Origin of the sequence: Sphingomonas sp. AAP5 (assembly GCF_004354345.1) — a bacterium.
GTDB lineage: Bacteria > Pseudomonadota > Alphaproteobacteria > Sphingomonadales > Sphingomonadaceae > Sphingomonas > Sphingomonas glacialis.
Genome location: NZ_CP037913.1, coordinates 3,530,134 through 3,549,822, shown reverse-complemented (window position 1 = coordinate 3,549,822; position 19,689 = coordinate 3,530,134). Strand labels below are relative to the sequence as shown.

The 19,689-nt window shown below is 68.5% G+C and carries 16 protein-coding genes; 9 read left to right on the top strand and 7 right to left on the bottom strand.

The genetic code is table 11. The annotated features are described in order from the left end of the window. Positions 1–45 precede the first annotated feature (45 nt). The 7 genes from E2E30_RS16445 (at position 46) to E2E30_RS16415 (ending at position 10,930) form a co-directional block, all read left to right on the top strand. Complete coding sequence (locus tag E2E30_RS16445) at positions 46–1,542, top strand: UxaA family hydrolase (protein WP_133191463.1); 1,497 nt, start codon at positions 46–48, stop codon at positions 1,540–1,542. Next, entirely contained in the window at positions 1,539–2,978 is a 1,440-nt protein-coding gene (locus tag E2E30_RS16440; RefSeq protein WP_133191462.1) for a mannitol dehydrogenase family protein, read from the top strand. The genes E2E30_RS16445 and E2E30_RS16440 overlap by 4 nt, the downstream gene beginning before the upstream one ends. 107 nt (positions 2,979–3,085) lie before the next feature. Continuing rightward, positions 3,086–3,880 carry a 2-keto-4-pentenoate hydratase gene (locus E2E30_RS16435; RefSeq protein ID WP_133191461.1) on the top strand — a complete coding sequence of 265 codons (795 nt, stop codon included), beginning with the start codon at positions 3,086–3,088 and terminating at the stop codon, positions 3,878–3,880. Between the two features lie 61 nt (positions 3,881–3,941). Beyond that, a complete protein-coding gene (locus E2E30_RS16430; protein ID WP_133191460.1) occupies positions 3,942–5,240 on the top strand; it encodes an MFS transporter in 1,299 nt (432 codons plus the stop codon). Further along, entirely contained in the window at positions 5,230–9,027 is a 3,798-nt protein-coding gene (locus tag E2E30_RS16425) for a LamG-like jellyroll fold domain-containing protein (protein ID WP_133191459.1), read from the top strand. Before E2E30_RS16430 ends, E2E30_RS16425 begins: the two co-directional genes overlap by 11 nt. Continuing rightward, positions 9,024–10,250, top strand: a complete 1,227-nt coding sequence (locus E2E30_RS16420; protein WP_133191458.1) for a DUF885 family protein — start codon at positions 9,024–9,026, stop codon at positions 10,248–10,250. The genes E2E30_RS16425 and E2E30_RS16420 overlap by 4 nt, the downstream gene beginning before the upstream one ends. Before the next feature lie 119 nt (positions 10,251–10,369). Further along, complete coding sequence (locus E2E30_RS16415; RefSeq protein WP_229839376.1) at positions 10,370–10,930, top strand: c-type cytochrome; 561 nt, start codon at positions 10,370–10,372, stop codon at positions 10,928–10,930. A gap of 60 nt (positions 10,931–10,990) precedes the next feature. On the opposite strand, the gene E2E30_RS16410 is transcribed toward E2E30_RS16415, so the two are convergent. From E2E30_RS16410 to E2E30_RS16380, 7 genes are all read right to left on the bottom strand, one after another. Next, positions 10,991–11,275: a hypothetical protein gene (locus E2E30_RS16410; protein ID WP_229839377.1), complete on the bottom strand. Its 285-nt coding sequence runs from the start codon at positions 11,273–11,275 to the stop codon at positions 10,991–10,993. Then, a complete protein-coding gene (locus E2E30_RS16405) occupies positions 11,272–11,775 on the bottom strand; it encodes a TspO/MBR family protein (protein WP_133191457.1) in 504 nt (167 codons plus the stop codon). The genes E2E30_RS16410 and E2E30_RS16405 overlap by 4 nt, the downstream gene beginning before the upstream one ends. Beyond that, the gene (locus E2E30_RS16400; protein ID WP_133191456.1) at positions 11,772–12,953 is read right to left on the bottom strand and encodes a geranylgeranyl diphosphate reductase; all 1,182 of its coding nucleotides are present in this window, start codon (positions 12,951–12,953) and stop codon (positions 11,772–11,774) included. Before E2E30_RS16400 ends, E2E30_RS16405 begins: the two co-directional genes overlap by 4 nt. After that, entirely contained in the window at positions 12,950–14,269 is a 1,320-nt protein-coding gene (locus E2E30_RS16395; RefSeq protein ID WP_133191455.1) for a BCD family MFS transporter, read from the bottom strand. The genes E2E30_RS16400 and E2E30_RS16395 overlap by 4 nt, the downstream gene beginning before the upstream one ends. Next, the gene (chlG, locus tag E2E30_RS16390) at positions 14,266–15,177 is read right to left on the bottom strand and encodes a chlorophyll synthase ChlG (RefSeq protein WP_133191454.1); all 912 of its coding nucleotides are present in this window, start codon (positions 15,175–15,177) and stop codon (positions 14,266–14,268) included. The genes E2E30_RS16395 and chlG overlap by 4 nt, the downstream gene beginning before the upstream one ends. Positions 15,178–15,254: 77 nt before the next feature. Next, a complete protein-coding gene (gene ppsR, locus E2E30_RS16385) occupies positions 15,255–16,679 on the bottom strand; it encodes a transcriptional regulator PpsR (protein WP_133191453.1) in 1,425 nt (474 codons plus the stop codon). Positions 16,680–16,749: 70 nt separating this feature from the next. After that, positions 16,750–17,517 carry a cobalamin B12-binding domain-containing protein gene (locus E2E30_RS16380; protein ID WP_240698960.1) on the bottom strand — a complete coding sequence of 256 codons (768 nt, stop codon included), beginning with the start codon at positions 17,515–17,517 and terminating at the stop codon, positions 16,750–16,752. A 353-nt stretch (positions 17,518–17,870) separates the two neighbouring features. Here E2E30_RS16380 and bchF point away from each other — a divergent pair, with 353 nt between their 5' ends. Both bchF and E2E30_RS16370 read left to right on the top strand, forming a co-directional pair. Continuing rightward, positions 17,871–18,398, top strand: coding sequence for a 2-vinyl bacteriochlorophyllide hydratase (gene bchF / locus E2E30_RS16375; protein WP_133191451.1), 528 nt, complete (start codon positions 17,871–17,873; stop codon positions 18,396–18,398). Further along, positions 18,395–19,681: a ferredoxin:protochlorophyllide reductase (ATP-dependent) subunit N gene (locus E2E30_RS16370; RefSeq protein WP_133191450.1), complete on the top strand. Its 1,287-nt coding sequence runs from the start codon at positions 18,395–18,397 to the stop codon at positions 19,679–19,681. Before bchF ends, E2E30_RS16370 begins: the two co-directional genes overlap by 4 nt. Positions 19,682–19,689: the final 8 nt, after the last annotated feature.

The window sequence follows — 19,689 nt, the reverse complement described above, 5'->3', positions numbered from 1 at the left end:
CCGCTGGGGCACAGCGCTGATACCGGTTACCGAAAGACCTTTGCCGTGCCCAAAGCGCTTCTGATCCATCCCGACGACACCGTGGCGACGCTGGTCGAGCCCGCGTTTTCCGGCGATACGCTCACCTTCGGAACGCAGCAGGTGACGGCGCTGGCCGACACACCGAGCGGCCACAAGATCGCCATTCTGCCGATCGCCAAGGGCGCTCCCGTGATCAAGTTCGGCTTCCCGATCGGCACCGCCACCGCCGACATCGCGGTCGGCGCGCATGTCCATTCGCACAATCTTGCGACCGCGCTCGACGGGACGCTCGACTATCGCTTCACGCCCGGCGCAGTCGCCTCGCCGCCGGCCGACCCCGACCACGCGACCTTCCAGGGCTATGTTCGCGCCGACGGCCGAGTCGCGACACGCAACGAAATCTGGGTGCTGCCGACCGTCGGCTGCGTCGCGCGCACCGCGACGCGAATCGCCGCGCTCGCCGATGCGGCGCTCTCCCACGCGAGCGGCGACGGCGCGATCGACGGCGTCCATGCCTTCACGCATCCGTTCGGCTGTTCGCAGCTCGGCGACGATCTCGACGGGACGCGCAGTATCCTCGCCGCGCTTGCCTGCCATCCCAACGCCGGTGGCGTGCTGATCGTCGGGCTGGGCTGCGAATCGAACCAGATCGCCGCGCTGCTCGAGGAAATCCCGGCGGCGCGGCGCCCGATGGTCCGCACGCTGGTGACGCAGCTTGCCGGCGACGAAATCGACGAAGGCGTCGCCAAGGTCGCCGAGCTCGTCGCGCTCGCGCGCGCCGAGCGCAGCACGGTCGGGCTCGACCGGCTCGTGCTGGGCGTGAAGTGCGGAGGGTCGGACGGGCTGTCGGGGCTGACCGCCAACCCGCTCGTCGGGCGGATCAGCGAGCGCGTCGTCGCGGCGGGCGGCAGCGTCGTGCTGACCGAAATCCCCGAAATGTTCGGCGCCGAGCGCCTGCTGATGGACCGCGCGGTCGATGAGCGCGTGTTTGACGGGATCGTGACGATGGTCAACGATTTCAAACGCTACTTCCTCGACCATAATGAGCCCGTTTCGGAGAACCCCTCGCCAGGCAACGTCGCCGGCGGGATCACCACGCTCGAGGAAAAATCGCTCGGCGCGGTGCAGAAGGCGGGCCGCGCGGCGGTGTCGCAGGTGCTCGGCTATGGCGGGCGGGTTTCGGCGACCGGGCTGACGCTGCTCGAGGCGCCGGGCAACGATGCCGTCTCGTGCACCGCACTCGCCGCAGCAGGGGCGACCGCGATCCTGTTCACGACCGGCCGGGGCACGCCGCTCGGCTTCCCCGTGCCGACGCTCAAGATTGCGTCGAACAGCGATCTCGCGACGCGGAAACCCGGCTGGATCGACTTCGACGCCGGCGCGGTGCTCGAGCACGGTTTCGCGCCGGTTGCCGAAGCGCTCGCCACGACGCTATGCGCGATCGCCTCGGGGGCTGCGACCGCGGCCGAACGCAATGGCGAGCGCGAGATCGCAATCTGGAAACGGGGTGTCACGCTGTGAACCGACTTGAGTATGCCGCGCTCGACGCGCTCCCCGCCGCGATCGCTCGCCCCGCGCGCACCGCCCCGCCTGCCACCGGAATCGTCCATTTCGGCCCGGGCGCGTTCCACCGCGCGCACCAGGCGAGCTATATCGACACGCTGCTCGATGGCGACCCGAGCTGGGGAATCGCCGCGGTCTCGCTGCGCAGCGCTGGCACGGTCGAGGCGCTGTCGGCGCAGCAGGGGCTCTACACGCTCGCGATTCGCGATGCCGCGCCGGGGTTCCGCGTGATCGGCGCGCATAGCCGCTTCCTCGGCCCCGACGATGCTGCAGAAACGCAGGCGCTGCTCGCCGATGCCGAGGTGAAGCTCGTCACGACGACGGTGACCGAGAAGGGCTATTGCCTCTCAGCCGATGGCAGCCTCGATCTCGCGCATCCCGATGTGGTGCACGATCTCGCCGCGCCGGCAGTACCACGCAGCGTGATCGGCTGGATCGTCGGCGGTCTCGCCGCACGGCGCGCGGCGGGCACCCCGCCGTTCGTGATGATGCCGTGCGACAATCTCGCCAATAACGGCGCCAAGGTGAAGGCCGCGCTGGTGGCGTTCGCCGCCGCGACCGACGCCGATCTTGCCGCCTGGATCGAAGCGCAAGTGCTCGTCCCCGGGACGATGGTCGATTCGATCACCCCCGCCAGCGACGCGGCACTGTACGAAACCGTCGCCGCCGCGCTCGGCGTCGAGGACCGCGCCGCGGTCCAGCGCGAGGCCTTCACGCAATGGGTGATCGAGGATGTCGGCTCCCCCGTCTGCGCCGCCCTCGCGCGCGCCGGGGCGACGCTGACCGACAATGTCGCGGGCTATGAACAGGCCAAGTTGCGCGTGCTCAACGGGTCGCATTCGACGCTCGCTTATGCCGGTTTGCTGCGCGGCCATGCCAGCGTGTCCGAGGCGATGGGCGACGCCGCGCTCGCGAGCTTCGTCGACGCGATGATCCGCGAAGACATCATCCCGACGCTGCAGCCGGTCGCCGGGCTCGACCACGACGCGTATCGCGAAGCCGTGCTCGCGCGCTTCCGCAACCCCGCGATCGTCCACCGGCTCGACCAGATCGCCGCCGATGGCAGCCAGAAGATTCCGTATCGGCTCGGCGATACGCTCGCGGCGCACCGTGCGCGCGGCGACATGCCACAGCATGTCGTCATCGCGCTCGGCTGCTGGGTCACCTTCCTGATGCAGCGCGCACGCGCCGGCGTGCCGATCCTCGACCCGGCGGCCGCCGCACTCGCCACCGCCGCTACCGAGGGTGGCGCCGCGACCGTGCTCGATCGGCTGATCGCCGCCAAGCTCGGTTTTTCGGGCGAATTGGCTGGCGATCCCGCCGCCGTCGCAGCGATTGCCGCCGCCGCACAAGCTGCGTTCGATGGCGATTGGGCGATGCTTTCGTCCGATTGAGCGGCGGGCGCGACGCGATCCGTCGCACCCCCTCTTGTCAATGACACCGGTTTCCCATACCCAGTCGCGACAAGCCGATCGAACGGCACGAGGGGGGATTGCGGCACGTGACGTCCGAAACCGGTCAAACGAATATCACGCGGATCGCCAGCGAATTCGTCACGGCGCGGCGTAATGCCACCGCCCTGGCCGAATATCCCGGCACGATGCCAGCAGCGCTCGCCGAAGCCTATGCGATGCAGGACGCCGCGATCGCGCTGACCGACAAGCCGATCGCCGGCTGGAAGGTCGGACGGATCAACCCGCCATTCGAAGGCACCGACCGCCTCGCCGGCCCGATCTTCGCCGACCAGACGTTCGACGAGGGCGACACGCCGCGCGCGATGCCCGTCTTCGCCGGTGGCTTCGCCGCCGCCGAGGCCGAGTTCCTGCTGCGCATCGGCACTGCGCCCGACCCGGCCAAGCCCGACTATACGCTCGCCGAGGCGACCGCGCTGATCGACCGCGTCTGTGTCGGCATTGAGATCGCGAGCTCGCCTTTCGGCGGGATCAACGATCATGGTGCAGGCGTCACCATTTCCGACTTCGGCAACAATAACGGGCTCGTCATCGGCGCCGACGTGTCCGACTGGCGCGACATCGACGTCAACGCCTGGCCGGTCGAACTGACGATCGACGGCGTCACGACCGGCGTCGCGACCGCCGCGACGATGCTCGACGGCCCGTTCGGCGCGGCGCGCTTCCTGTTCGAGCTGATGGCGGCGCGCGGGATCGCCTTGTCCGCGGGACAATGGATCTCGACCGGCGCGGTCAGCGGCGTGCATCCGGTCGCGATCGGTGCGAAGGTCGTCGCGATCTTCGATAACCGCCTGCAGGTGGCGTGCAGCATTTCCGCGCAATAGCGAGACCCCGACGATTTTCGGAAAAAAGGCCCAGCATAGGGCCGCCGACAGGAGAGCGATGATGGCGACGGCCGAATTTCCGATCGACAGCACGGGCAGCGCCGCGGTGGCGGGCGCGAGCGGGCGGTATCGCTGGCTGATCTGCGGGCTGCTGTTTGCGGCGACCGCGATCAACTATGTCGACCGGCAGATGATCGGGCTGCTCAAGCCCAACATCTCGGGCGAATTCGGCTGGGACGAGAACGCCTATGCCGACATCGTCTTCTGGTTCCAGGCGGCCTATGCGATCGGCTATATCAGCTTCGGGTCGATCGTCGACCGGCTCGGCGCGCGCGTCGGCTATTCGCTGGCCTTCATCATCTGGACCGCGGGCCACACGCTGTGTGGTTTTGCCGGATCGACCTTGCAGTTCGCCGCCGCGCGCGCGGTGCTGGGGCTCGGCGAATCGGGCAATTTCCCGTCGGGGATCAAGGCCGTGTCGGAATGGTTTCCGGCACGCGAACGCGCCTTTGCCACCGGCCTGTTCAACGCCGGCGCCAATATCGGCGCGGTGATCACGCCGCTGATCGTTCCAGCAATCACGCTCGCCTTCGGTTGGCGGATGGCGTTCATCGTCACCGGCGTGGCGAGTCTGGTCTGGCTCGTCGCGTGGATCGCGATCTATCGCCGCCCGCGCGAACAGCCGCGCGTGTCGGCGGCCGAGCTTGCGTATATCGAGAGCGACCCCGCCGATGCGAGCGGAAAGATGCCGTGGATCCAGCTGCTCGGCTATCGCGAGACCTGGGCCTATGCGCTCGGCAAGTTCCTGATCGACCCGATCTGGTGGCTCTTCCTGTTCTGGACGCCCGATTTCCTGTCGAAAGCGTACCACCTCGATCTCAAGAGCTTCGGCCCGCCGCTCGTCGTGATCTATCTCATCTCCGATTTCGGCAGCATCGCGGGGGGCTGGTCGTCGTCGAAACTGATGAAGCGCGGCTGGAGCGCCAATCGCGCGCGCAAGACGGTGATGCTGGCGTGCGCCTTCCTCGTCATGCCGATCTTCTTTGCGCAATATGTCGCCAATCTGTGGGCGGCAGTGGCGATCGTCGGGCTGGCGACCGCGGCGCACCAGGCCTTCTCGGCCAATCTCTACACGATCCCGTCGGACATGTTTCCGCGCAAGGCGGTCGGCTCGGTCGTCGGGATCGGCGGGATGGTCGGCGCGATCGGCGGGATGGGGATGGCCAAGTTCACCGGCTACATCCTCCAGACGACGGGCAGCTACACGCTGATCTTCGCGGTCGCGGGCAGCGTCTATCTGATCGCGGTCGGCGTGATCCATCTCCTCTCCCCGCGCCTGGCTCGCGTCGATGCGCTGTAAGGTCGGACTGGCGAGCCTGATCGCGATTGCAGTCGCGTCGCCGGCAATCGCGCAGGACGCGCCAAGCCACGGGGACGGCCTGCTGTTCCGCGTCTCGGCCGATAAAAGCCTGACCGCCGACGTGGCGGCCGGCGACCCAGTGCCTAATTTCCGCAGCAACGTGACGGTCGTACCCGACGGCGCGATCGGCGGCGCGGCGCGTTGGGCGGATGACGGCTATGTCGCATGGAAGGCGCCCGGCAACATGCGCGCCGAGCGCGGCACGCTGAGCTTCTTCTGGCGGCCGCGCGAACCGCTCGGCCAGGCGCCGTTCGTGATCTTCCGCACAGGGTTCGCCGATCACAGCAGCTGGGACATGGCGTTCCTGCGGATCGACTGGAACGGCCACGGCTTCGACGCCTTCGTCACCGACGCCAATTTGTCGCGAATCCGCGTCTCGTGGACGATCCCGCAAACGCCTGCGGCCGATGCCTGGAAGCACATCGCCTTCGCCTGGGACGAGACCAAAGGCGTCCAGCTGTTCGTCGACGGCGCGCTCGTCGCACGCAAGGATCAAGTCGCCGATCTCGATTCGGGGCTCGACCAGTTCGGGCTCGCCGGCCGCGTGATGTCGCCGCACCAGGTGCAGAGCCGCTATCATTTCATGCGCGGCAGCGATCTCGACGAGATCCGCGTCTACGACCACATGCTGCAGGCTGCGGATGTCGCGGCGCTGGCCGACAAGCGCGAGCCTACCCCGTCGCCACCACCGGAGACGGCACCGCGCCGCACCGCCTGGCTCCACCGCTACGGCTGGGACAAGACGCTGCCGCCGCTGCTCGACGCGCCCGTCACCACCGTGCGCAAGGTCGAATTCGCCGACGCGAAGGATCTCAAGCAATGGATGTGGAAGGGCGTCGACGGCATCGCCGAGACGACCTGGCCCGGCGTCTACAATCGCTCGAAACTCCCCGGCCGCGACGATTACTTCGAGCTCCCCGACTGGAACGTCTATGTCGAGGGCGGCAAGCGCTACGATCTGACCGTCCCGGCGGGCGAGCGCTTCAACCGCGTCGAGATCCGCGGCGCGGCCTACGGGTCGCTGCTGTGGTCCGAGGGCGGCGCATCCTCGACGCTCGCGACGCGGGCGAAGGGCGTCGTGCGTAGCGTCACCAGTACGCCCGAGCGGCAGGGCGGCACGCTGAGCTTCGTCAACACGATGCAGGAGCAACCGATCCAGGAGCTGTGGGCGTATGACGTCCAGGCCGGGGCCGAGCCGGCGGGATGTTTCAAGCTGTCCTACACGCTCGATGCCAACGCCTCGACCCGGATCGCGTCGCTTGCCCCGCTCGAGAGCTTCATCGCCGGGCGATACGCGCCCGATGAGCGCAGCACCGTCGTCGCGCTGCCGAGCGCGGGGATCAAGGCCGCGGTCGGTGCGGGCGCGGCGGGTGCCGGTGCGCCCGTCCAGCCGCGCAGCGCGGGCCTGCCGATCGTCCACATCCTCATCCCGGCAAGCCTCGGCGACGCCTATCCCGACAAGCCGCTCGCGCGCGCGTTCGATTATGGCTGGCAGAACCTCCATGACGGGCTCGACGGCATCGCGCTCGACTTGCCCGCGCTGAAAGGCACCGGGCCGATCGCGCTGAACATCCGCGTGAAGGACCCGATCTGGCCCGCGCGCGACATGATCGATCTGTCGGTCTCGGTCCGCCCCGGCGAGGCGCGCACGCTGTGGCTCGACCTGCGCGACCGCATCCTGTCGAACGACAGCCTCTATCTCAGCATCGCGTCGAGCGACGCGGGCTTCGACGCCGCCGCGCTCAACGGCGCCAAGATCCGCCTGGTGTTCAAGGACCGCGCCGCAGCGCTCCCCGAACACATCGCCGACCGGCTCAACCAAGTGAAGGACAATTGGGGCTTCCTCGTCGAGGAACATACCGCCTCGAAGCGCGAGGCGCTCTACGCGCGCGTGTTCGGTGACATTACCGATTTGCTGCGCGTCGATCCCGACAATGTCCTCGTACGGCAATATTGGGCCGACATCGATTATCGGCCCGAGAACATGCCACCCTTCGTGCAGCCCACCGCCCCCGCGGGGGTGCCGCTGTGGGCGTTCCGCCAGCTAGAGGATCTCAAGCTCACACGGCAGTTCGTCGACTGGTGGATCGACCATCGCCAGGTCCCGTACGGTGATTTCGGCGGCGGCATTTCCGACGATACCGATCTGACGCAGCAATGGCCGGGCCTCGCGCTGATGGGCGTCGAGCCCGACAAGATCAACGCCTCGCTGCGCGCGCTCGCCGACGCGTCGTACAAGAACGGCATGCGCGTGAACGGCCTCGGCTACATCACCACCGACGAGCTCCACGCCTATGAAGAAGGGCTCAACTCCGACGCCGAGCGGCTCTATCTGAACTGGGGCGAGCCGATCGCGGTCGAGCGGCTGATGGCGACCGCCAAGGCGCTGCAGGGCGTGATCCTCAGGAACCCCGCGGGCCATCTCCACTTCGCCAGCAACTGGTATGGCGGGCGCACGATGTACCGCGAAGGCGCGTGGGAATGGCAGAAGCCGTATAGCTGGACGGTGATGCACGCGCCGATCCTGCTCGGTCTCTACAACGGCAACGCCGCTGCGCGCGGACTCGTCACCGGCACGGTCGATGGCTGGATGGCGCATGGCAAACAGGGCGACGACGGGCTGTGGTCCTACCCCAACGAGATCAACTGGCGCAGTGACGCCACGCGCGTCGGCGATGGCGGTGGGGTGACGACGCCGCTGCAATCGGCGTGGGCGGCATGGCGCTTCACGGGCGACGCGAAATATCTCCGCCCGATCGAGGCGCGCGCGGCGAAGGGCGGCGGCGCGGCGCTCGCCGAGTTCAACGAAAACGCCTTCACCGCGCTCCCGCAAGGCTCGGCGTTGCTCGCACGCGCGGCGAAGGGCGACGAGGCGTTCGCACGCTACGCCGCCTGGTCGGCAAGCGGCGATCTCGGCACGCTCGCCGCGCTCCACGCCGACGCGATCGCCGACAAGTCGCAGCATATGGCGATGTACACCGAGGGGCATTGGTGGTCCGACCGTGTCGAGCAGCCCAACGAAATCCTCCAGCGCGAACGGCTCGGCGGAATCGCGCTCAAGCGCAACCAGACCTGGCCGGGCAACACGGTGAGCTGGCGCTTCGCCCAAGCCGGGGCTGCGGAGCACGTCGCGATCCTGCTGCCGAACGCGACGCCGACGCACTTCCGCGTGCTCGGCTACAATATCGGCGCGACGTCACAGGCCGCGACGATGACGACCTGGAATGTCACCGCCGGCCGCTGGTCGATGACGCGCGGCACGACGACCGACTACGGCAAGACGATGATCGCGGTCGGCCCAGCGGAGGCGATCACGCTCGAACGCAGCGCGAGCGTGCCCGTGGCGTTCGCCCCCACTGCGATGACGGTCTACGATTTCGCGCTCGTCACGCCATCGGCGCCCGTCGAGACGCGGCCCGATCTCGGCATCGGCCGCGACGACATCCGGGTCGAGGGGCGCACCGTGCGCGTCACCGTCCATAGCCTCGGCGCGGTCGCGACGCCGCGAGCGCGCGTCTCGCTGTGGGGTGACGCGATGCTCGCCAGCGTCCCGCTTGCCCCGCTTGCCGCGCCGAGCGATCTGTTGCCCCGCACCGCCACCGTCACGCTGACGATCCCCCCCGGCCGCGACCCGCAACAGCTCGCGGTCCAGGTCGATCTGCTCGACGACACAGCCGAAGTGACCCGCCAGAACAATCGCGTGGCGCTCGCCGACCGCGCGCGATGACGACGCGGCGTGCGGTCCTCGCCGGCGGCGCGGCGCTCGCCTTGCTGCCATGGCGCGCGCGTGCGGCCAGCGACGCCTTGCGCGCGGCACTCGACGCCGCACGCGCCGAGCGCGATCCGGTCACAGCATTGCGCTTCCTCGCGTCCTTCGATGCAGCCGCACTCTCGCCGGCCGCGCGGCTCGATCTCGTAACGGCGCGCGCAGGGCTCGCGGTCGATGCCGCGATCGTCGCGCGCGGGGTCGATCCGCGCGCCAAGCCGAGCGCCACCCGCGATGCCGGCCTGCTCACGCTCCTGCTGCGCCGCAAGCTGGGCGACGGCGTCACGCTCGACGCCGCGGCGCACCGGCTCGAGCGCGAACGCGTTCGCTGCGAGGTACAGGCGGCGCGACTGTTCGCTGCGATCGGCATCAGCGGCGCGACGACCGGCGCAGGCTTCACGCGGCTATGGCAGGACGAGCGCGAGCTCTACCCCGATTCGGACGCCGGTCGCGATGCCGCGGTGGCCGACATGAACCGCTGGCTCGCGATGTTCAGCGCGCAAGTGCCGGCGCTGATCGGTCCCGTGCCGCGCTACGCGCTCGACGTCGCCGCGATCCGACCGAGCGCCACCGACATCGCCGCCGGCCGGATCGGTGCGCGCACGCTGCCAACGCCCGGTCATCCCGGCGGCTACCGAGTCGACCTCACGCATGTCCACGATCGACCGCGCTGGACGCTCCCCAGCGTCGTCGCGCACGAACTCGTCCCCGGGCACATGGTCCAGCTCCCGATCGAGGCGATCGCCGATCCGCATCCTATGCGGCCCGATTATGCACCGTGCTTCCCCGAAGGCTGGAGCATCGCGATCGAGCAGCGGATCGCGCAGGACGGGGGCTACGCACACGACCGCCGCGCCGCGCTCGGCCAGCTCCACTGGCGGCTGTTCCGGATCGGGCGCGCGCTCGCCGATCTCGCGATCCACCGCGACGGCCAGTCGATCGACGAGGCGCGCGCGCGGTTGGTCGCCTGGCAAGGCGAGCCCGTCGCCTTCGCGCCGTTCGACGCCGATCTCGCGCGAATCGCGCAGGATCCGATGACGCGCACCGCCGAAATGCTCGCCGCGCTGGCGATCGAGGACGGCGCGCAGCGGCGCAGCGGCGCTGCGCTGCGCCGCTACCATCAGGCGATTCTCAAGGACGGGCGGATGCGCCGCGAGGAGATCGCCCGCCGCGCGCGGCACTGAAGACCGCTCTCCCGTGCCGCTGCGGATCGCAAACCAGTGTCAATTCCGCTGGACAGGCATGCGGCGATAGTGTCGAATATGCCGGGCGGGAGAGACTTCAGACCAACAGGAGCAGGATCATGCGCACACCATCAACGATGCGGATTGGCCATATTATCTTCGGCGTGTCATGCGCCGCGCTTGCGCTGACGGCGTGCGCAAAGAAAGCCGAAACCGAACAGACCAGCACCACCACGACGACCGAGACTGCGGCTGCCACCGCGCCGGCCGCCGCGCCTGCGACGGCACCGGGTGCCGCTGCGCCCGCCGCCGCGGCTGCGGTCGCTGCAGACAATGTCGACACGATCGCCGGGGTCAAGCTCGCCGCCTATACCGGCGACGCCAAGAAGGGCGAGGCTGACTTCATCACCTGCAAGACCTGCCACGCGATCGAAGCGGGCGTGAACAAGATCGGTCCGTCGCTGCACGCCGTCGTCGGGCGCAAGGCCGGGATCATTCCGGGCTTCGTCTATTCGACCGCCAACAAGAATAGCGGCATTACCTGGACCGAGGAAAAGCTGTTCCAGTACCTCGAAAATCCGCAGCGCATCGTCCCCGGCACCAAGATGTCGTTTGCCGGTTGGCCAACCGACCCGCAGAAGCGCGCCGACGTCATCGCCTATCTCAAGGCAAATTCGTAAACACCGCTTGAGCGATCGTCACTCCGGACCTTGGCCTGGGGTGGCGGTCACCCGCCCCGATTACCGCGCTTGCCGCGCGCGCCCACCGCGATCACGCAGCATCAGATCGGCAAGGTGCGCCGGAAACGACAGCACCAGCGCGAGCGCGATCCACGGCCACGCCATCCCGACCAATGCCGCGCGCAATGCCAGCAGCAGGATGACACCGGGCAACAGACACGCCAGCGCCGCGCGCAGCGTCCAGCCCTGCCACCGCGTCAACCACATCGCCTCGAGCAGCACGATGCCGAGGATCAAGTCGATCGCGTGCCCCCGCGCATAGAGCCAGTCGGCAATCGCGCTCACCCAAACGGCCCGTTGAGCCGTGCAATCGTCATCGTGAGATAGCCGGCGAAGGTGACCACACCGAGATACGGCAGCAGCAGCAAGGCCGCCGCGAGCGAACGCGGCCACAGCGTGTAGATCCACACCACGATCGCGACCCACCACGCCACCGCCTCCACCGCCGCCCAATCGGGGCGATGCAGCCGGAAGAGCAGCACGCTCCAAACGATGTTGAGGAAACCGGTGAGCGCGAAGAGCCCGATCATCCACTCGGCGCCGTGCCGGTCGGGGATCGCGCGCCAGCCGGTGACCGCAGCGCAAGTGGTGATCAGGTAGATCGTTGTCCACACGACGCCATACGCCGCCTCGGGCGGGGCCCAGCGCGGCTGCACCAAGCCGTGATACCACGGCCCGATCTCGGTGATCGTCCCCCCCATCACCGCGACGAGCAGCGCGGCACACGCCGCAACCGCGATCGGCAAGCCCCAGGCGGGGTGCACGACGGATGGTGTGCGCCTCATGCCGGTGCGAGCCCGAGCAAATGGCGCATGTCCTTGAGGAAGATGCGGACATGCGCGACCGGCTTCGCGCGAACGAGTCGCTTGTGCATATAGGCGTCCCAGGTCAGCCGCTGGACGTCGGGGTCCTCGCAGATCTTGACGAAGCGCTCGCGCCGCTTGTCGTTTGCGTACCAGAAATATTGCATGATCCCGAGGATCCAGAACACCCGGCCGTGCGCGCGCAGGAAGCGCTTGCGCGCTTGCCGCAGCACCGCCGCCTTGCCCGTCACGAGATACGCCTCGATCGCCTCGGCGGCATAGCGCCCCCCCGCCATCGCATAATAGATGCCCTCGCCCGACGCCGGCGCGACGACGCCGGCCGCATCGCCTGCAACCAGCACGTCGCGGCCATTGTCCCAGCGTTTGAGCGGCTTGAGCGGGATCGGCGCGCCTTCGCAGCGCAGCGTCTCGCATGCATCGAGCCCGGTCTGCGCCCGCAGCGCCGCGACCGATGCGCGGAGCGCGAAGCCCTTGCGTGCGCTGCCCACGCCGACGCTTGCGGTGTCGCCGTGCGGAAACACCCATGCGTAGAAATCGGGCGAATGCTTGCCCTGATAGAAGACGTCGCAGCGCGCCGGGTCGAAATCGGCGCTGCCATCGGCAGGAGCGGCGATGATCTCGTGATAGGCAAAGACGCACGGTACCGGCGGAACCCCCGTCAGCTCGGTCCGCGCGACCTCGGAGCGTGCGCCATCGGCGCCGATCACGCAGCGCGTCGAAATGCGCTGCTCGGCCTCGCCGCGCGCACCGCGCAGCACGACCACCGGATGCCCGGCGTCGCGTTCGATCCGCGCGAAGCTGCCGGTGCGCCGCTCGGCCCCCGCCAACGCAGCGCGTGCGCGTAGCCATTCGTCGAAATCGGCGCGATCGACCAGCCCGACGAACCCGTCGCCGACAGGCATGTCGACCGACTTGGCCGATGGCGCGACCATCCGTGCGGCGGTGGCACGCGCGACGAGCAAATGCTCGGGTATCTCGAAATCGAGGATCGCGCGCGGTGGGATCGCCCCGCCGCACGGCTTGATCCGCCCGCCGCGGTCGAGCAGCAGCACGCGGCGTCCGCTCCGCGCGAGGTCGGTCGCGGCGGTTGCGCCCGCGGGCCCGCCGCCAATCACAACACAGTCGAAATCGGGTGTCATATCGTCACCTCGCGGCCAATCGCGCCGGCGCGGCGCGGTGCGTCGATCGAAACAGCGGCGGCAATGAGGAACAACAGCGCCTCCGCGCCGAACACGAGCATGAAGGTCTCGGGCAGCGAGCCGAGCATCGCACGCCCGACGTCGACCGCGACTGCACCGGTCAGCCCGCCAAGCCCGAACGCGATCGCTTGCGCCGCGCCCCACACGCCCATCCGCAACCCCGCTTGCGCTTCGCCGTCCGCGCCCGCCAGCGCCATCATCGCGCCGATCGCGGCGACTGCGAACACGCCATTGGCAAAGCCAAGCGCAAAGATGTTGGCAAGGATCGGCCAGCCCGGCCCGACGCGCGCCGCCAGCGCGAGCCCCGCCAGCGCCAGCGCCGACCCGATACACCCGCCGACGATCCAGCGTTGCAGCGTAGTGCCGCGCCGCGCATCGAACGCACCGCCGGCAAGCCCGACCACGATCATGCCGAGGAGCACGCCACCATGCTGGATCCCCGAAACCTGCGTCGACTGGCTCGGCGTCATCCCGAAGCGCAACCCGGTAAAGGGCTCGAGGATCAAGTCCTGCATCGCGTACGCGAGCATCGACAGGAAGACGAAGCCGGTAAACCCGCGCGCGCGGCGATCGGCCCACAGCGCTGCGAGCGCCGGGCGGAGCGGAACGCGCGCGGCAAGAGTCGCTGGACGCGGTGTCCCGCCCGCCGCTTCGACGCCCCAGATCGCCACCGTCGCGAGCAGGAAGGCGGCGCCGGCGATGCCGTCGACCACCAGCTGCAACCGCGCGAACGAGAAGGGATCGATGAGCTTGCCCGCCACGCCCGCCGACACCACGATCCCGACGACCATCATGATCCAGGTGATCGACGCCGCCGCCGCACGGCGCTCGGGTGCAACGCGCGTGGCGAGGACCGCGAGCAGCGACGTCCCCGCTGCCCCGACACCTGCGCCGATCAAGCTGAAGCCGAGCACCGCGACCGCGATCCCCAACGCGGCCGACTGCGCGACCACTCCGACCGCCGCGACCGCGAGCATCGCCCCGCATGCCAGCACCGCCATCCCGCCAATCACCCACGGCGTCCGCCGCCGGCCACTGTCCGAGCGATGCCCCCATAGCGGGCGCGAGAGCTGCACCGCATAATGCCACGCAACGAGCCCGGCGGGCAGCGCTGCGGGCAAGGCGTATTCGACCACCATCACACGATTGAGCAGCGACGTCGCCAGCATCACGATCGCGCCGATCGCGCTTTGCACCAGCCCCAACCGGACGATGCCGACCCAGCCGAGCCCCGCCTGCGGTGCCGCGCGCGTCATAGCCCGAGCACTCCGCCGAGCCCGAGCGCCGAGGCCAGCATGCCGAGGACATACAGGCTCGTGCCCGTCGCATTGTACCACGGCGTGAAGCGCAGCGGATCGCGCATCAGCCGGGTCATCAACGCCAGCTGCCCGACGAGCAAGGCGGTGACGCTCGCCGCGACGAGCGCGTGCTGCCACAGTCCGAGCAGCACGATCACGCCGATTTGCGGGAGGATCATCACGCTACAGGCGAGCCGCGCCGCACGATCGACACCGAGCGTCGCCGGCAGCGAGCGGATCCCCATCGCGCGATCGCCTTCGACCGCCTTGAAATCGTTGAGCGTCATGATGCCGAACGCGCCGGCACTGTACAGCAGCAGAATCGCGAGGATCTGCGGCGACGGGAACGCCCCCGCCATCACCGCCGCGCCGGTAAACCAGGTCAGCCCCTCATAGGTCAGCGCCACCGCGATCGGCCCCCAGACCCCGCTTTGCTTGAGCCGGAACGGCGGCGCGCTGTACGCCCAGGCGAAGACCAGCGCGAGGCACGTCGCAGCGAACACCCAGCGGTCGGTCGCCGCCGCGACGACAAGCGCCAGCACGGTGCCGATGATCGCGATCCACAGACCCCATTGGCCGGCGATCCGGCCCGAGGGGATCGGTCGTCCAGGCTCGTTGATCGCGTCGACGTGGCGGTCGAACCAATCGTTGACCGCTTGGCTGGTGCCGCACACCAGCGGCCCGACGAGCAGGATCCCGGCGATGAGAAACGGCAATCGGCTCGCTACCGGCACGCCCGCCGACGCCACGCCACAGCCGAACGCCCAGATCGGGGGAAACCACGTGATCGGCTTGAGCAGCTCGAGCACGTCGCGGAGCCGCGGAAGCTGCGGAGCAGCGAGCGAAGGAGTCGTCACACGTGCCATGCCACAAAGCTATGGCGGACACGTTCCAACGTCAAATGATTTTGACACTCGCCGTGTCAAGCAGGACTGTCAGTGCGTCAATTGTCGCCCGAGACGAGATTGCCCAATCCGTGCCGGTGCAGCTTGGAATAGAGACTTTGCCGACTCACCCCGAGGATTTCCGCGGCTGATGCGCGATTGTCCGAGGTATAAGCAAGCGCCGCCTCGATGCAGAGCCGCTCGATCAAATCAGTCGATTCGCGGACGATATCCTTGAGCGACATCCGCCCGACCAATTCGGTCAGTTGCTCGACCGATCGCGGCGCGGCGCGCTCCTCGGGCGCTACGCTGCTCAAGCGCCGCGCGACATTGCGGATCGTGAAGCCGTAGCATAGCGAATCGCCTTGCGGCGCGACGACGCCCGACAGCTCGATCTCTTCCTGCGCGCCGTTCTGACCGCGCAGAATCGTCGCGACGTTGCGGACGGCGGTATGATCACGGATCTGCGCGAGGATCAGGTCGAGATCGATACCGGGACGCCCGAGCCATGTGCCGAGCGGCGCGCCGATCACGCGCTCGGCCGACGCAACGCCCGCCAGCTCGACGAACGCGGCGTTCGCGACGAGGATAGTGAGGTCGGCATCGGTCAGCACGAAGGCGTCGGGCATGTGCTCGATGACATCCTCCACCGCCGCGGCATGCGAGGCGAGCACCGGCTGCGGCGCAGCAGCGACGATCCGCACGAGCAACAGCGCCGCGCGCCCCTGGCGGAACAGCCGCGCCGAGATTTCCGCATTGCCGTGTTCGCCAGCGAGCCGGACCGCGATCGACGGGAGATCGTCGGTCGCGCTCGCCGCGCCGAGATGCGCGATGAAGCTGTCCCGATCCTCGGCTGCGACGATCGCCCCGATCGACTGGTCCGCAAGGGCCCCGTCCGTGACGCCAAGCAGATTGAGCGCCGCCGGATTGCTCTCCCGGATGCGGCGCGTCGCGGCATCGACGATCAGGATCGGCTCGGTGCCGAGATCGAACAGCATGCGATAGCGCGCCTCGGCCTGGCGCAGCTTGATATAGTCGCGTTCGAGCGACTGCTGCGTCTGGAGCAAGCGCTGCTGGAGCGCCGCCGCCGCGCGCATCTCTCGACCGATCGCGATGATGCTGCCATCGGCACCCGTTTTCATGACGAGATAGCGGATCGGCACGTCGCCGCTGGGCAGGATGTGATTGACCTGCCGCCAGCGCGTCGACTCGCCATGCTCGGCAAGCATGTCGATGATCTTCGGCTGGCTTTCCGACGTGACGACATCGTGCCACCGCTGGCCGACCCAGTCGCGCACGCCCTGCGCGTCGAGCTCGGCATTGGGGACCGCGATGTCGCGGATCACGCCAGCGGAATCGAGCACCAGCGCGACATCGCCTACCGAGGCAAGCAACGACACGGCTGCGTGGGGCGCAAGCGTGCGCACCACCGTTTCGGGATCGCAAAAGGCATTGGGTGCAGGATGGGGGGGACGATCGTTCATCGCCGAACCGTTCATACTCCTGAAGTCCTTCGTCCCGCGGGGTGCCCGCCCCGCGCGACCCGAAATTAGATCAGCCCGTCATCGACGCAACAGCCTCCCGTGCCACCGCATCGACCAGCTCGCCAGCGACGCGAACCGCCGCACGCGCGTCGGGTGCCGTCCCGTCGGCACCGACCGCGGCCGCGCGGCTGGCATCAAGGGCAAACACTCGTCCGCCGACCATCACGCAAATCCGCGGGTTACAAGACGCCGCACGGATAGCGCGCACGATCGAAGGCAAGGGCGCGATATGGCAGTCACACGTGATCGTCAATCCGACCAGGTCGAACCAAGTGTCGCGAACGCGCTCGAGCAACTGCGCCGTTGTCGCTTCGGCGATGCGATCGGTCATCCAGCCATTGGCGCAGAACAGCTCGTCGATGACGACGGTGCCGAAGCTGTGCTGGTCGCCCTCGAGCGACGCGAACAGCGCGCGCCGTGCGAGATGCGGGATATGGCCATCGGGGGTGGTACGCCCGAAGACTTCGTGGACGACCTCCTGCAGCCGCCACAGGCCCATCGTCACATCGACGAAATCGCAGCGATCCTCTTCCCAGAACTGCCCGAGCATCCGCGCCGCGGGGGCGAGCAGATCGACCAGCAGCGTCTCGCGCGACACGCCGCGGGCCAGCAGCGCCTCGACATGCGCGAGCAGTTCGTCGGCCTCGACTTGCAGCGCGAGCGGCGCGAACGCCGCGACCTCGGTCTCGGCGATCCGATCGCAGTGCATGCCCTGGGCCGCGGCAATCGGCGCGGCGTGCGCAACGAGCAAGCGCGGGATGATCTCGCATTCGATCAAGTGATTTAGCGCGCGCGCCTTGTCAGCCGGAGGCGCGGGCTGCGTGGTATCGCGCCTTTCGGGCGTAGATCGATCGCGCAAGCGACTTAACCGCGCACGACCGCGCTGCACGAACTCTTCGAACCTGAGCACCGAAGCCACCCCGACTCTCCCGGTCTGGTTGATCACGCGACGTACGTCGGCGGCCATGTTTGGCTGGTCCGGCGACTCGCAACCTATGCCTCTCGGAAGTCCATGACAACGCACTATCGATGCGGCACCGCACCATTATGTCATAAATATTGGACGTCAATTTATATTGACACTCTGAATGGGCTGGCCCAGTCTTTCCTCACGACAAGTGGAGCGGGGAAATGCAGCAGAGCGGGCGTTCCGGCACGACATTGAGCCCCCCGGCAGCGGTGGGGCTCTACACGCCCGAACAGCGGCTGCGGCGCGACGCGACTCGCTGGACGCTCGTCCAGGGCCTGCTTGCGCCGCTGCAATTCCTCGTCTTCCTGGTCAGCACGGTGCTGGTTCTGCGCTATCTCGCGACCGGACACGGCGCGACCGCGGCGACCGTCTCGATCGTGCTCAAGACGCTGACGCTGTATACGATCATGATCACCGGGTCGTTCTGGGAAAAGGCGGTGTTCGACCGCTGGCTGTTCGCCGACGCCTTCTTCTGGGAGGATGTCGTCAGCTTCCTCGTGCTCGGCCTGCACACCGCTTATCTGGCGATGCTGGCGTTCGGGCTCGGCAGCGAACGCGGGCGGATGCTCCTCGCGCTCGCCGCCTACGCCACCTATGTCGTCAACGCGACGCAATTCCTGCTCAAGCTGCGCGCCGCCCGGCTGCAGAGCAACGGCCACGCCGCGCGCTTGCAGGCGGTGACGGCATGACCGCGCTGACCCTGCCCGCGAGCAGCGACTGCGCCCCCGCCCCGCGCGCCGTGTTGCGCGAGCGCGGCCAGCGCGAAGTGTTCTGCGGGCTGACCGGCATCATCTGGCTGCACCGCAAGGTGCAGGACGCGTTCTTCCTCGTCGTCGGCTCGCGCACCTGCGCGCATCTGCTGCAATCGGCGGCGGGTGTGATGGTGTTCGCCGAGCCGCGCTTCGGCACGGCGATCATCGAGGAGCGCGATCTCGCCGGGATGGTCGATTGCAATGCCGAGCTCGACCGCGTCGTCGACCGGCTGCTTGCGCGCCGCCCCGATATCAAGCTGCTCTTCCTAGTCGGCTCGTGCCCGTCCGAAGTGATCAAGCTCGACCTGTCGCGCGCGGCGCAGCGGCTGTCGGTCAAGCATTCGGGCACGACGCGCGTGCTCAATTATTCGGGTAGCGGGATCGAAACGACCTTCACCGAAGGCGAGGATGCGTGCCTTGCCGCGCTGGTGCCCGAGCTTGCCGCGACGGCACCTGGTGCGGCGCCCGAGCTGATGATCGTCGGCGCGCTCCCCGACGTGGTCGAGGACCAGTTCCTGCGGCTGTTCGCGCAATTGGGGATCCCGCGCGTCCACAGCTTCCCCGCGCGGCGCGCCGGCGCGATGCCGCCGGTCGGGCCCAACACGCGCTTCCTGCTCGCGCAGCCCTTTCTCGGCGAAACCGCGCGCGCGCTCGAAGATCGCGGCGCGGTGCGGCTCGATGCGCTGTTCCCGTTCGGCGCCGAGGGCACGACCGCCTGGCTCCACGCCGCCGCGGTCGCGTTCGGGATCGACGAGATGCACTTCCGCGCGGTGATCGCCCCCGGCCGCGAGCGTGCCAAGCGCGCGATCGCCCATGCGCGCGAGCAACTTGGCGGCAAGAGCATCTTCTTCCTCCCCGATTCGCAGCTCGAACTGCCGCTCGCGCGCTTCCTCGCCCAAGAGCTCGGCATGGTGCCGCTCGAAGTCGGCACGCCCTACCTCCACCGCGCCCACATGGCGCGCGAACTCGCGCTGCTGCCCGCTGAGACGGTGATCAGCGAAGGGCAGGACGTCGACCGCCAGCTCGATCGCGTCCGTGCGGCGCGGCCCGACCTGACGGTATGCGGGCTCGGGCTCGCCAACCCGCTCGAGGCCGAGGGGCTGACGACGAAATGGGCGATCGAACTCGTCTTCTCGCCAATCCACGGCTTCGACCAGGCGGGCGATCTCGCCGACCTCTTCGCGCGTCCGCTGCGGCGGCGCGACGTGTTGAAGGTATGACGTCGGTG